General features: G+C 66.5%; 12 protein-coding genes and 1 pseudogene. 7 read left to right on the top strand and 6 right to left on the bottom strand.

What is annotated here, in order from left to right:
* Nucleotides 1-194: 194 nt before the first annotated feature.
* Nucleotides 195-467: a phosphopantetheine-binding protein gene (locus QM712_RS32155; RefSeq protein ID WP_415027178.1), complete on the bottom strand. Its 273-nt coding sequence runs from the start codon at nt 465-467 to the stop codon at nt 195-197.
* 341 nt (nt 468-808) lie between these two features.
* On the opposite strand from QM712_RS32155, the gene QM712_RS32160 reads away from it, so the two are divergent.
* The 4 genes from QM712_RS32160 to QM712_RS32175 all read left to right on the top strand — a co-directional run bounded on the left by QM712_RS32160 (nt 809) and on the right by QM712_RS32175 (nt 7002).
* The gene (locus QM712_RS32160; RefSeq protein ID WP_415027179.1) at nt 809-2026 is read left to right on the top strand and encodes an acyl-CoA dehydrogenase family protein; all 1218 of its coding nucleotides are present in this window, start codon (nt 809-811) and stop codon (nt 2024-2026) included.
* A gap of 32 nt (nt 2027-2058) precedes the next feature.
* Nucleotides 2059-3039 carry an amino acid--[acyl-carrier-protein] ligase gene (locus QM712_RS32165; protein ID WP_415027180.1) on the top strand — a complete coding sequence of 327 codons (981 nt, stop codon included), beginning with the start codon at nt 2059-2061 and terminating at the stop codon, nt 3037-3039.
* A gap of 40 nt (nt 3040-3079) precedes the next feature.
* Complete coding sequence (locus tag QM712_RS32170; RefSeq protein WP_415027181.1) at nt 3080-3955, top strand: acyl-CoA acyltransferase; 876 nt, start codon at nt 3080-3082, stop codon at nt 3953-3955.
* Nucleotides 3956-4134: 179 nt separating this feature from the next.
* Nucleotides 4135-7002 (top strand): PAS-domain containing protein, encoded by a 2868-nt coding sequence (locus QM712_RS32175; RefSeq protein WP_415027182.1) that lies wholly within the window; start codon nt 4135-4137, stop codon nt 7000-7002.
* A gap of 161 nt (nt 7003-7163) precedes the next feature.
* Here the strand turns inward: QM712_RS32175 and QM712_RS32180 are convergent, their stop codons facing one another.
* Entirely contained in the window at nt 7164-8855 is a 1692-nt protein-coding gene (locus QM712_RS32180; protein ID WP_415027183.1) for an EAL domain-containing protein, read from the bottom strand.
* Nucleotides 8856-9075: 220 nt separating this feature from the next.
* Between QM712_RS32180 and QM712_RS32185 the strand changes: the two genes are divergently transcribed.
* Nucleotides 9076-9336, top strand: coding sequence for a hypothetical protein (locus tag QM712_RS32185; RefSeq protein ID WP_415027184.1), 261 nt, complete (start codon nt 9076-9078; stop codon nt 9334-9336).
* 115 nt (nt 9337-9451) lie between these two features.
* Here QM712_RS32185 and QM712_RS32190 read toward each other — a convergent pair whose 3' ends face one another.
* The 3 genes from QM712_RS32190 to mtgA form a co-directional block, all read right to left on the bottom strand.
* Nucleotides 9452-10102 carry a hypothetical protein gene (locus tag QM712_RS32190; protein WP_415027185.1) on the bottom strand — a complete coding sequence of 217 codons (651 nt, stop codon included), beginning with the start codon at nt 10100-10102 and terminating at the stop codon, nt 9452-9454.
* Between the two features lie 139 nt (nt 10103-10241).
* On the bottom strand, nt 10242-10424 hold the full coding sequence (gene rpmF, locus QM712_RS32195) for a 50S ribosomal protein L32 (protein WP_007598106.1): 183 nt from the start codon (nt 10422-10424) through the stop codon (nt 10242-10244).
* Between the two features lie 170 nt (nt 10425-10594).
* Nucleotides 10595-11269 carry a monofunctional biosynthetic peptidoglycan transglycosylase gene (mtgA, locus tag QM712_RS32200; protein WP_415027186.1) on the bottom strand — a complete coding sequence of 225 codons (675 nt, stop codon included), beginning with the start codon at nt 11267-11269 and terminating at the stop codon, nt 10595-10597.
* A 161-nt stretch (nt 11270-11430) separates the two neighbouring features.
* Between mtgA and QM712_RS32205 the strand changes: the two genes are divergently transcribed.
* Nucleotides 11431-12354, top strand: a complete 924-nt coding sequence (locus QM712_RS32205; RefSeq protein ID WP_415027187.1) for a polyprenyl synthetase family protein — start codon at nt 11431-11433, stop codon at nt 12352-12354.
* Nucleotides 12355-12555: 201 nt separating this feature from the next.
* On the top strand, nt 12556-13242 hold the full coding sequence (locus QM712_RS32210) for a DUF1345 domain-containing protein (RefSeq protein WP_415027188.1): 687 nt from the start codon (nt 12556-12558) through the stop codon (nt 13240-13242).
* A gap of 59 nt (nt 13243-13301) precedes the next feature.
* Here QM712_RS32210 and QM712_RS32215 read toward each other — a convergent pair.
* Nucleotides 13302-13967 (bottom strand): annotated as a pseudogene (locus tag QM712_RS32215) (caspase family protein); the annotation flags it as partial.

Here is a 13967-nt window from a genome sequence, read left to right on the forward strand (position 1 = left end):
TTGAAACCGGGGAGGTGCGTCGCGAGAAGCGCACGGTCAACCTGTCGTCCCGGCGAGGGCCGGGCCCCATAGCCACAGGATGTCGTTTGGCGAAGATCGGTTGTCGGTATTGCGACCAGCCGCAACCGACGGATTCCGCGGTATGGGTCCCGGCCTTCGCCGGGACGACGCGGAGAACAACTTGTCCGTTCGACTCAAGCCGCGTTCGCGGGCTGCAACTGGCTGACCACCATGCGCTCGAGAGTCTCGACCGAGACGAAATTCTCCGGCGTGATCTCCGCTTGCGGAATGGTGAAGTCGAACTCGGCTTCGACGCCGAGCATCAGGTTGACCATGTCCATCGAAGTCAGGCCGACGTCGACGAGCTTGGTCGCGGGAGCGACGTCCGCGGTGAGCGCATTCTGATCGAGGATGCCCTTCACCAGCTTGACGATGCGATTGCGGACATCGATGTCGAAGGCCTGCATTTGAAGCTTCCCTTGTTGTTCCTTGACGGCGGGACTGTGCGACCCTGCCATTGCTGCGATTGGCGCCATCATAACCTCGTCCTGCTTAGCAAACGATGACTCACGTTGATTAAAATTAACGGCTCTTCCAATTTGCTAATGGGACCATCAAAATCCACGCGATCGGAACAACCGGACCTTAACTCTCCATTCCGAATGGGAGATCGTTTACCCTGAATTTAATCGACTAATTTGAGTCAAATCCCTAGCCTCGCTTCGAACGTAGATCAGGTCGGATGATCGCAAGGTGGCATCGGAACCGATGCCCTGCGGTCTCGAACGACGTAGCGGAGGCGGACGACATGAATGTGCGTGAAGCAGTCCTGACGGTCGACGACGCACAGGCGGATTATCTCGATCAGGGTCCGTCCCTGGTCGAACGCGCGGCGCGAACCGCCACCGCCGCGGCTGCAGATGCCGACGCCGTCGATCGTGACGCCCGCTTTCCGCACAAGGCTTTCGAGGTCGCGCGCGAGCAGAAGCTGCTCGGTGTCATGATCCCCGTCGAGTATGGGGGTCTCGGCGCCTCGATCTACGACGTCACCGACATCTGCTACACGCTCGGTCGCGCCTGCGCCTCCACGGCGATGATCTACGCGATGCACCAGACCAAGGTCGCCTGCGTCGTCAGGCACGGCCACGGCATTCCCTGGATGGAAACGATGATGCGCCGGGTCGCCCGCGACCAGTGGCTGCTCGCCTCCTCCACCACCGAGGGCCAGAATGGCGGCAACATCCGCGCCAGCGCCGCCGCCGTCGACCACGCCGGCGACACCGTCTCGCTCGTGCGCGACGCCACCGTGATCTCCTACGGCGCCGAGGCCGACGGCCTCGTCACCATCGCCCGCCGCGCCACCGATGCCTCCGCCTCCGACCAGGTGCTGCTGGCGCTCGCCAAGGACGACTATTCGCTGAAGCGGACGCTGGGCTGGGAAACGCTCGGGATGCGCGGTACCTGCTCGACCGGCTTCGAGCTGAGGGTGGATTGCCCCGCCGATCGCGTCTTCCCCGAATCCTATGACAAGATCCACGCCCAGACGATGACGCCCTTCGCGCATCTGTGCTGGTCGTCGGCCTGGGCCGGCATCGCCGCCGCGGCCGTGACCCGTGCGCAGGCCTTCATCCGCAAGGCGGCGCGCAGCTCCGGCGGACAGATGCCGCCGGCGGCCGCGCATTTCACCGCCGCGAAGATGTCGCTGGCCAAGCTCCGCGCGCTGATCGCGGCCAATCTCGACGCCTTCGCGCGGAACGAGCACGACGAGCGCGCACTGAGCTCGCTCGACTTCCAGTCCTCGATCACGCTGTTGAAGGTGCAGGCGTCCGAGCTCGCGGTCGAGACCGTGATGCACGCGATGCGCACGGCCGGCCTCTCCGGCTACCGCAACGACGGCGAGTTCACCATGGGCCGCCACCTGCGCGACGTGCTGTCGTCGCCGATCATGATCAACAACGATCGCATCCTGGCCAACGCCGCGACCTCAACGCTGATGAGCGGCATCCCGACAAGCCTTCGCGACTGACGAGAAGAATTCGAGATAGCAGGAATTGTGACATGAAGATTGCCGTTCTTCCCATTTCGCCCGAGACCGCGCCGCAGGCCGCCGATCCGCTCGATCATCTCGCCGACACGCTGTTCCACAGCATGGGCTCGGACGGCGTCTATGCCCGCACCGCGCTCTACGAGGGCGTCGTCGAGAAGCTCGCCGCGCTGATCACGTCGCATCGCGAGGCCGGCACCGAAGTGATGCGCTTTCCCCCGGTGATGAGCCGCGCCCAGCTCGAGAAATCCGGCTACTTGAAGAGCTTTCCGAACCTGCTCGGCTGCGTCTGCGGCCTGCATGGCACCGAACGCGAGATCAACGCCGCCGTGAGCCGCTTCGATGCCGGCGGCGACTGGACCACGTCGCTGTCGCCGGCCGATCTCGTGCTGTCGCCCGCCGCCTGCTATCCGGTCTATCCGATCGCAGCGAGCCGCGGCCCGCTGCCGAAGGGCGGCCTGCGCTTCGACGTCGCCGCCGACTGCTTCCGCCGCGAACCGTCGAAGCATCTCGACCGGCTGCAATCGTTCCGGATGCGCGAATATGTCTGCATCGGCACGCCCGACGACGTCGCGGATTTCCGCGAGCGCTGGATGGTGCGCGCCCAGGCGATCGCCCGCGACCTCGGCCTGACCTTCCGCGTCGACTATGCCAGCGATCCCTTCTTCGGCCGCGTCGGCCAGATGAAGGCGGTGAGCCAGAAGCAGCAGCAGCTCAAGTTCGAGCTCCTGATCCCGCTGCGCTCGGAAGAACAACCGACCGCCTGCATGAGCTTCAACTATCACCGCGAGCATTTCGGCACGACCTGGGACATCCAGGACGCCCATGGCGAACCTGCCCATACCGGCTGCGTCGCCTTCGGCATGGACCGGCTCGCGGTCGCCATGTTCCACACCCACGGCACCGACCTCGCCGCGTGGCCCGCCAAGGTGCAGGAGATCCTCGGCATGCAGCCGCGGGTGACTGCCGGCGCCCACGGCGAAGGCTGGCGCTGACGAGGGCACGAGGCTTCTCATTTCCACGGGCAAGACGAGCGTGATCCACACCAAGGTCAGATGCCGCGAAATCACCGAGGCCGACGTCGAGGCGATCGCGGATCTGCTGACGCACGGCTTCGTCGGCCGCTCGCGCAACTATTGGATCCAGGGCCTGCGCCGGCAGGCCTTCCGGCCCGTGCCGGAGGGCTATCCGCGCTTCGGCTACATGCTCGACAATGACGGCACGCCCGTCGGCGTGCTGCTGCTGATCTACACGGCGCGGCAGAACGGCGAAGAGACCGCGATCCAGTGCAATTTGTCGAGCTGGTACGTGGAGCCGGCCTATCGCAACTACGCCCCGCTGCTGACCAAGATCGCGCAGCGGCACAAGGACGTGACCTATCTCAACATCAGCCCGGCGCTATGGACCTGGCCGATCATCGAGACGCAGGGCTTCCGCGCCTATTGCCGCGGCCTGTTCTTCTCGGTGCCGATCCTGTCGCGTGCCCCGCGCTGGAGCCAGGTCGAGGTGATCTCGCCCCACACCAAGCAGATCGAAGGACTCTCCGACGCCGAGACCGAGTTGCTGACGCGGCACGCGCGCTACAATTGCCTCAGCCTGGTCTGCCGCACGCCGAAGGGCACGTTCCCCTTCATCCTGCAGCCGGTGCGCATCCGCCGCGGTTTCATCGCACCGCCGGCGATGCAACTGATCTACTGCCGCAGCGCGACCGAATACGCCACCTGCGCCGGCCGTATCGGCCGGCTGCTGCTGCGGCTCGGCAAGATCCCGGTGATCGTCGATTCCAACGACCCGATCCCCGGTGTCGTGGGCATCTATACCGAGCGACGCGGCCGCAAATATTTCAAGGGCCCGCAGCGGCCGCGGCTGGGCGACCTCACCGATACCGAGCTCGTGCTCTACGGGCCATAAGCGCGCGACGTGCCCGCCGTGCATTGCATTGCTCGCGGTGCCCCGATACGCGCGCTCCCGGCCGTCAGTCATCCTCCGTAAACTACTGCGCTTAAGGGAATTTTCCCGGGTGTCCGCTACGCTCGGCGGCACGGTTACGTTGCGTTCATTGTAAAGCCTGGCGAGATCCCGCAGATCCCATGACTTCGACCCGCAACCACGAGCCCGTCGCCCACCGCGAGCAGAGCCCGGAGGCGCTGGTCGCGCTGAGCCAGCTTGCGCTCGACGGCATGGAGCAGGGCCTGTGCGTCTACGACGCCGACAACCGGATCGTGCTGGTGAACCGCCGTTATGTCGAGCTGTTCGACATGTCCCCCGACGCGATCCGGCTGGGAACGAGCTACCGCGACGTGCTCGCGCACAGCACGGCGCGCGGCAACATTCCGCAGCACGAGCTCGACGCACTCTACGCCGCGCGCATCGCACTGATCGCAACCGGCGAGCCTTTCCGCACCGAGCAGACGCTGGCGAGCGGCATGGTCGTCGCCCTCGAGCTCAAGCCGCTCCCCGGCGGCGGCTGGATGACGATCTGCGACGACGTCACCCGCCGGGCCAGGCTCGAAGCCGAGCTGCGGCTTCAGACCGAGCGCAGCCAGCATGCGCTCGCCCACATGTCGCACGGCCTCATCATGTACGATGCCGACAGCCGTCTCGTGGTCTGCAACGAACGCTTTCTGCGCCTCTATGACCTCGACCCCGCCATCGTGAAGGCGGGCACCCCGCACAGCGAGATCGTCGCGCACTGGATGTCGCGCGGCAACCTGTCGGGACTGCCGCAGGACGAATTCCATGCTCAGCGGATGAACGACGTACGCGCCCGGAACGCGAGGCCCGTGCTGGTGACCCGCTACGACGGCCGCATGGTGCAGGCCGCCTCGCGCTTCATGCCCGACGGCGGCTGGGTGACGGTGCACGAGGACGTGACCGAACGGCTGCAATACGAAGAGACGCTGAAGCAGCAGAATTTCATGCTGGACGCCGCGCTCGAGAACATGGCGCACGGCCTCGCCTTCTACGACAGCGAGATGCGCCTGCGCGTCTGCAACACCACCTACCGCAAGATCTATCTGCTGTCGCCGGACGAGACGCGGCCCGGAACGCATCTGTCCGAGCTGATTGCGCGGTCGATGGCGAACGGCGCGTTCAGCTCCGAAGACGGCCCGGAGCAGGTTCTCGATGCGGCCCGCGTGCGGATCGCCCGCGGCGATTCCTCGCCGATGCGCCGGCGGATGTCGAACGGCACGGTGGTTTCGGTTCGCTACTGCTCGCTGCCGGAAGGCGGCTTCGTCGCGACCTACGAGGACATCACCGAGCGCGAGCGCGCGGTGGAGGAGCTGAGCGAGCAGTACCGCCGGTTCGATGCCGCGCTCAACAACATGCCGCACGGCCTGTGCATGCTCGACAATCAGCTGCGCATCATCGTCTACAACAAGCGCTACATGGAGATGTACGGCCTGTCCCCGGACGTGGTGAAGCCCGGCATCTCCATGCGCGAGGTCATGGAATACAGCTGCTCGCTCGGCAATCATCCCACGATGACGGCGGCCAAGCTCTACGCCGATTATCTCGAGCGGCTTCGCGACGGCTCGCACACCGTCCATCGCCATCTCGGCGACGGCCGCATCATCAAGCTCAACCATACGCGCATGGAGCACGGCGGCTGGGTCGTCACCTATGAGGACGTCACCGAGCGCCACAAGACGCAGGCGCGCGTCGCACACATGGCGCGTCACGATTCGCTGACCGACCTGCCCAACCGCACCGTGTTCCGAGAGAAGATGGGCGACGGTCTCGGCGAGGTCGGCACCGCCGGCGGCGAGCTTGCCGTGCTCTTCATCGACCTCGACAATTTCAAGACCGTCAACGACCGGCTCGGCCACGCCGCCGGCGACCGGCTGCTGCGCTGGGTCGCCGCGCAGATCAAGGAACATTCCGGAGAGCACGCCACGGTGGCGCGTCTCGGCGGCGACGAGTTCGCCGTTCTCCAGCGCGGCCCGCAGCCGCAATCGGCCGAGCTCCTCGCGCGCCGCCTGGTCGAGATCATCGGCCGGCCGCCGCCGCTGGAAAGCCAGTCGATCCATGTCGGCGCCTCCATCGGCATCGCGATCGCGCCCGACCACGGGCTCGACGCCGACGAATTGATGAAATGCGCCGACCTCGCGCTCTACCAGGCCAAGGGCAAGGGCCGCGGCGCCTATCAGTTGTTCGAGCCGGAGATGGAGGAGCAGGCGCGCGTCCGACATGCGCTCGAGCAGGATCTGCGCGGCGCCCTGGAGGCCCGTGAATTCCATCTGGTGTTCCAGCCGCAGGTGCGGCTCGACAATTCCGAACTCACCGGCTTCGAGGCGCTGCTGCGCTGGCAGCATCCGTCGCGCGGCCTGGTCTCGCCGGCCGACTTCATTCCTATCGCGGAAGAGACCGGCCTGATCGTTCCGATCGGCGAGTGGGTGCTGCGTACCGCCTGCGCGACCGCGGCCGCGTGGCCCGACATCACCGTCGCGGTCAACCTGTCGCCGGTGCAGTTCCGCGCCCGCGGACTGGTGGCGATGGTCACGAACGCGCTGGCCGAAGCCGGCCTGCCGCCGCAGCGGCTCGAACTCGAAGTCACCGAGACCGCGCTGCTCGACGACAGCGAGGCGACGATCGAGATCCTGCACCAGCTCCGCGCGCTAGGCGTGCGCGTCAGCCTCGACGATTTCGGCGTCGGCTATTCCTCGCTCAGCTATCTGCGCAAGTTTCCGTTCGATCGCATCAAGATCGACCGCTCCTTCGTCGGCACGCTCGGCGAGAGCCCGGAGAGCGTTGCGATCGTCCGGACCATTGCCAGCCTCGGCTCCGTGCTCGGCGTCGAGACCACGGCGGAAGGCGTGGAGACGGTCGAGCAGCTCGACTTCGTGCGCGAATGCGGCTGCACCGCGGTACAGGGCTATTATTTCGGCAAGCCGTGCCCGGCGGCGGAAGTTGACCGCGTCATCGCGCGGCTGAACGAAGTTCGACGCGTGGCGTGAGCGCGCAGCACGTGTTCAGCTGCCGTGCCCCGTGAAGACGGGACACCCAGCTCACCGCAGCTTCGCGGTTCGATCACGATTGCCCCCGAGATACCGGATCTCTCGCCTTCGCGGGCCATGACAACGATCATGCCGTTGCCGGGCGACGTGAGATCGCAGTCCTACCCCGTCGCCGGAAGCACACTGTCCGCCGCGCCCCAGGGGCGTTCGGCCGAGGCGAGACCTATCAGGCGGCCCTGGATGTAGTCGCAGCCCCAGTCGCGCAGCATGCCCGCGGCTTCCTCGTCCTGCACCCATTCGGCGACGGTCTTGATGTCGAGACGACGGGCGAGGTCGATCAGAGTCTGCACGAAGGCGCGGTCGTCGGCGGAACGGGTGATGTTCTGGACGAATGCGCCGTCGATCTTGACGATGTCGACGCCGAGCTTGCGCAGATTGCGGAACGAAGTGTAGCCGGCGCCGAAATCGTCGATGGCGATCCGGCTGCCGAAATGCTTGAGGCGGCCGACGAAGGCACGGACGTCGTCGATGTCCTGGATCGCGACCGTTTCGGTGATCTCGATGATCAACCGTCCGGCGACACCGGGATGGGCGTGCATCAGCGATTCGATTCCGGCCCACCAGTCCGGGTCCATGGTCGTGTCCGGCGAGATGTTCAGGCTCAGCCTGATGTCCGGCGCAGCGGCGAGTTCGGCGACCACGAGCTCGAGCACGCGATGATCGACCAGGCGGATGAGGCCGAGCCGCTCGGCCACCGGCACGATGTCGGGCGCGAGCAGGACCTGGCCGTTGCCCTGGTCCATCCGCACCAGGCACTCGTGGAAAGCGCCCTCGCGCGAGCCGGCCGACACCACCGGCTCGTAGGCGAGCTTGATGCGGCGCTCGTTCAGCGCGGTGACGATCTCGTCGGTGACGCGGATGTTGACGCGGCGCTGCGCATCGCGCGCGGCATCCGGACGCCACGCCGCGAACGAACCGGCGCGGCGATGCTTGGCGGCGTCGAGCGTCTCGTGGGCGCGATTGACGGCCTCGTCGGTGCTGCGGGCATAGCGCGGCAGGCTGACCGCGCCGATCGAGGCCGTGACCGAGACCGGGCCGGACTTCGTCGGCACCACCTCGTCGCGAATGCCGGCGAGGAAACGTTCGGCGGCCACGTTCATGTCGTCGATGGTGCAGTTCTTCAGGATCAGGCCGAACTTGTTGCCGGAGAACCTGCCGAGCACGTCGCCGCCACGCAGCCGCGCGCGAATGCGTTTGGCGACGTCGAGGATCACGGCATCCGCGACATCGAAGCCGAAGGCATCGTTGACGCGGGCGAGATGATCGATGCCGACCAGCATGAAGGCCGACGTCGAACGGAAGCGGGTCGTCTCCTCGATCGCCTCGGCCAGCGCCGCGATCAGATGAAAACGGTTGAGCTCGCCGGTCAGCGGATCGAGCCGGGCGAGCTTGGCGAGTTCCTCGTCACGCGCGTGACGCTCGTTGTTGATGCGGACGGAGCCGATCGCACGAACCGGGCGCCCATCGGCGCCGGCGAACCAGCGGCCGTTCTCCTCGATCCAGACCACGGGCTCCGATGCATTGAGGCGCACGCCGTATTCGACCCGGTAGGGGGTGCCGTCGGCGCCGTGCACGGCGGAGGTCTGCGCCAGCGCGGCGGTTCGCAGCGATTGCACCGGCTCGATCAGCTTGGCGAACTCCGCGCCGGTGGCAAGCCGCTCGGCGGGAATGCCGGGGAAGACGGCGCCGGCCTGCTCGCCCCAGACGATGGCATCGCTGGCGATATCCCAGGCAAACACGGCCTGGCCGAGGGCGGCCAGGATTTCGGAGGCCTGCGGCAATGCTGGGGTCAAGGTCGCCTCGTTTCGGGACAGCGGGAGTCCTGAGCCGGCACAGGATAGAGCCAGATTCGCCCCCAACCCTATGCGAAGTTCATAAACAATTTGGAAACCACGTTTCCCGGCGCCCAGGAACCAAACCGCCCGCGTCGGCATAGGCCTTGCGAGTACATGACACGCACCGGCGCCAGCGTCTCGAAACGCGACAGCTCCCGCCGGGTCAACGGTGAATGCGATGTTGAGTACTGATCGATCAGACGAGATGGACGGCGGCGCGGGCACCGCGCTGGTGCCGCTGATGCCGACTTTGCAGTGGGTGCACAAGGCGCCGCTGCCGCGCCCTGATCCGAGCTTCGTCACCCAGCTCATCGCCAATGCCGAGCACGTGCCCCAGACAAGCCGCCTGCGCCGCGCAACGCCCGCGGATGCGCGCATGGCCTATGGCGGCAAGCTCCCGCTGCAGAGCGTCAGCGCGCGCACACGCCAGGTGGCCTGAGACCGCTTTTCCCTGAACATCGCCGCGTCGGCGACGGGCGCATCGCAGCCGAACGCGCCTGCGCGGCCGCCATGACGCGCATCGGCGCAACGGTCGGACGCCGGCGAAGCCGGTATCAGCGCGGCGCGTCGGGCGAGGACGGCGTGCCGTTACCCGGCTGCAGATCCGGCGAGGGAATTTCCGGTGATGACGGGATGGTCGGCGCCGGCTTCGGCGCGGGATGATCCATCAACACGGATTCGGCGACCGATTGCGCCGAGGGAGCCGTCGTGGGCTGCACCACGGGCGCCGGTTGCGGGACGGGTTCGAACCTGGATTCGGATGCCGTGTCATCCGCCGGTGCTTCGGCCTGGCGCCTGGACTTGCGCGGCGCCGGAGCCACCTCCGCGACATAGGCAACGCGACGGCGCGCGCGCTGGGCGATGCCGCCGAGGAAATCGGCCATCGCGAGCAGCACCAGCAGGAAATAGGTGGAGTTGCCGAACTTGGGCCACATCACGAATTCGGCGGCGGCCGCGCCGAACACGATCAGCGACAGCAGGTGATCCATCAGGAATTTCGCGCCGGGCCGCGCCCCCTTGACCACTTCGAGCAGCAGCAGCACCACGCCGAGTGCGAGCAGGAGATCGGCGAGCGTGACCGGCCAGACCTCGCCCGTGATCATCGGCACCCTGAACAGCACGTCCGTGAAGGACACGCTCGGCATCAGGAAGGCGATGATGTTGTAGACCGCGAGCGGAATCAGCAGCAACGGGAAACCGACCATCGGCGGGCCTTCTCGATCAAGACGTCCGGGCAGGACAATGCGGCGGCGAAGCGCAGGCTCCGCCGCCGTCATCGTCTTATCTCATGGATTGGCCGAAATCAGGCAGGTCGGATCGACGCGCCTGAGGAAAACCCCGGCCTCAGGACTCTTTCTTCTTCAGGACCTGCCGGCCCTTGTACATGCCGGTCTTGAGGTCGAGATGATGCGGACGACGGAGCTCGCCGGAGTCCTTGTCTTCCACATAGGTCGGCTTCTTGATGGCGTCCGCCGAGCGGCGCATGCCACGGCGCGACGGCGAGGTTTTTCTTCTCGGAACGGCCATTGTCGATATCCTCTAGGGATTGGTGTTGTCAGGGCATCGTCCGCGAAGGGACGGCTCAGCACCCGCAACAGGAGGCGAGCTGAATGCCGATCAAGGCCGCGCTTATAGAGGAAGGCCGGCCGCAAAGCTAGGGTTTTGGACCGGAAAATGCGCCCGAAAATGGCCCGAAATCAGCGATTTTCGCGCCAGCAGGTCGCAAGCGAGGCTGCCTGGGCCCTCGCCACATAGGTGCCGGCCAGCCGCCGGACGCCCGGCCCCGGGGTCCGGGCGCTCCGTTTGACCGGATTCGGCAGGATCGAGGCCAGCAGGGCCGCTTCCCGGGGGGAGAGGTTGGCCGCCGATTTGCCGAAGGCATAGGCGCTGGCAGCCTCCACCCCGAACTGGCCCCGCGGCCCGAGCTCGGCGACATTGAGGTAAATCTCCAGAATCCGCGATTTCGGCAGCACGAGATCGATCCAGAGCGCCAGCGGGAATTCCAGCGCCTTGCGGACGAAATCCCGGCCCTGCCAGAGGAACAGATTCTTGGCGACCTGCTGGGTGATGGTGGAAGCGCCCCGGAACGGAGTGCCGTCCTCCTGGGCGTCGTCGATGGCCTCGCGCAACGCGCCCCAGTCGATGCCATGATGCTTGCAGAAATGGGCGTCCTCGGCTGCCACCACCGAGCGCGGCAGATAGGGCGACATCGCCGCCAGATCGATCCATTCCCGCTGCATCGGCGCGCCGCGCAGCGACCGCCATGCCATCAGCGTCGAAACGGGGTGCCCGGCGCGGTAGAATGGCGCGATCAGATAGGGCGCGAGAGCCACGATCGCGAGCACCAGGAGCAGGGTCTTGACGATGCGCAAATCAACCTTTCCGGGGTAAAATCCGACGCGGCCACGGGTCTGGCCACCAAGCCTGTGATAATCTTGGCCTTTTCCAGCACTTTTTAGGCCTTCCAAACGATTGACTGGGGCCATTGCATAAAGGATTGTCCGGCCGAATTTTGGTTCTGGAGCCTTTCTTGATGACCGGCACGTCCCCGTCCGACTTCGCCAAACGCCTGGACAAGACCGCTGACGACACCGAGGCCCTGCTTGCGCGCCTCCTGTCGGACGACATTTTGCCCGATGAAATCGCTCGCCCCAAGCGACTCATGGACGCAATGCGCTATTCGAGCCTCGGCGGCGGAAAGCGCCTGCGGCCGTTCCTGGTGGTCGAGAGCGCAGCCGTGTTCGGCGTCTCCCGCGAGGCGGCGCTGCTCGCGGGCGCTGCGCTCGAATGCATCCATTGCTATTCGCTGATCCATGACGATCTGCCCGCGATGGACAATTCGGACCTGCGCCGCGGCCGCCCGACCCTGCACAAGAAAACCGACGATGCCACCGCGATCCTCGCCGGCGACGGCCTGCTGACGCTGGCTTTCGACATCATCACCCGCGACGAGATCCATCGCGACGCCAATGTGCGGCTGCTCCTGACGCGCGCGCTGGCGCGCTGCGCCGGCATCGGCGGCATGGTCGGCGGCCAGATGCTGGATCTCGCGGGCGAAGGACGCTTCGGCGACCGCGAGCCGGTCGACGTCGCGCGCCTCCAGCAGATGAAGACCGGCGCGCTTCTGCGCTACGGCTGCATCGCCGGTGCGATCCTCGGCCAGGCCTCGGAGAAGGAATATCAGGCGCTCGACGATTACGGCCGCGCGCTCGGCGAAGCCTTCCAGATCGCCGACGACCTGCTCGACGTCGAGGGCGACGCCACCGCGCTCGGCAAGCCTTCGGGCCAGGATGCGGCGCTCGGCAAGACCACCTTCGTCACCCAGCTCGGCATCGAAGGCGCCAAGCAGCGCGTGCGCGACCTGCTCGCGCGCGCTGATGCCGCCGTGTCGATCTTCGGCGATCGCGCCGACGTGCTGCGCGCCGCGGCGCGGTTCGTCGCCGAGCGGAAGAGCTGACGCGGCGCACGACTTCACCTCGCCCCGCTCGCGGGGAGAGATGGACATTCAAGCGCAGCGAGAATGTCGGGTGAGGAAAAACCTTCCGCGAATTCAGCTCTCGCCTTCTTTGCGGAGGCGCACCTTCACTGTGACCCTCTCCACCGCAAGCGGGGTGAGGAAGCGGACCGCCGCTGCGGCATCAATGGGATAGCCATCATCATGGCAAGCGACAAAGAAGATCCCGTTCTCGTCCGCTTCCGCCAGATGTCGCGGCCGATGCGGCTGCTCTATGCGCGGCCGCGCACGTTCATCGCGCTCGGTGCCGGAATTCTCGTCTGCCTGCTGCTCCCGGGCGAGCACAGGCTGGTGACACGGCTGCTGTTCGGCTGGGACACGCTGATCGCGGTCTATCTGGTGCTGGTCTACGGCATGATGCTGAACAACGACCACCAGCACATCCGCCGCGCCGCCGCCATGCAGGACGACGGCCGCTTCGTGATCCTGCTGGTGGTTGCGATCGGAGCTTTCGCCAGTATCGCCGCGATCGTCTACGAGCTCGGCACGCCACAGCGCGGCGCGGCCGAACTGACCATCGCGATCGCCACCATCGCTCTGTCCTGGGCCGCCGTGCACACCACCTTCGCGCTGCATTACGCCCACGACTATTACCGGCACCCGCCGGGCGGCCTGCAGTTTCCGAGCGGCGACAAGGAAGACCACGCCGACTACTGGGATTTCGTCTACTTTTCCTTCGTGATCGGCATGACCGCGCAGGTCTCCGACGTCGGCATCACCGACAAGACGATCCGCCGCACCGCGACCGCGCACGGCATCGTGTCCTTCATCTACAACACGGCATTGCTGGCGCTGACGGTGAACATCGCGGCAAGCGCGATCGCGACCTAGATCGCTCCGGAGGCCGTCCCGGCTGACGCCGGGATGGCCGCGCGAAGGACATCACGCCCTCAGTAGCAAACCTCGGTATTGGCGGCATTGCCCGGGCCGCCGCCGCCGCGATACTCGAGATGGCAGCCGCGGTTGACCTGCCGGCAGACACTGCTGTCGCAGTAGATCTGGCCACCGCCGCCCGAGGAGCGACCTGCGCCGGCGGCGATGCCCGCCGCGGCACCGCCGATTCCGCCCATTCCCCCGCCCATGCCGCCATAGCCGCCGGCGGCACCTGCCTGCCGACGCTGGCGGGCCGGACGATCCTCACTGTCGTCGCGGCGCGAGGTCGCGGGCTTGGACGACGCGGGCTTGGACGCGCGCTTCTTCTCGCACTCGTTGTCGTCGTTGAGCTGATAGCCGTCGCCGCAGACGATCTTGCTGCACTTGTCGCCATCAACCTTGAAGCCGTGCTCGCAGACCAGCGGACAGACGCGCGCCGGCTTGGCCTTGACCGCGTCGAGGGCATCGGTGCTCGCCACCTTCACGTCGAGCTTGGTGCCGGCATAGCGGTTGAACTGCGACAACGACCGCTGCGACGACGTGCTCCAATTGCCGTCGGCGGCACCCGAGAAGCAGCCGACGCGGCCGAGCTCGGTCTGCACCGACCTGTTGAGATCGGCGGGCGGAGCGGACGGCGTCAGCGATGCGACGGCGGTGCCGGCAGGGCTCGCCGAGCCGGCGGG

It is taken from the genome of Bradyrhizobium sp. (genome assembly GCF_047605465.1).
In the GTDB taxonomy this organism is placed as follows: Bacteria; Pseudomonadota; Alphaproteobacteria; order Rhizobiales; family Xanthobacteraceae; genus Bradyrhizobium.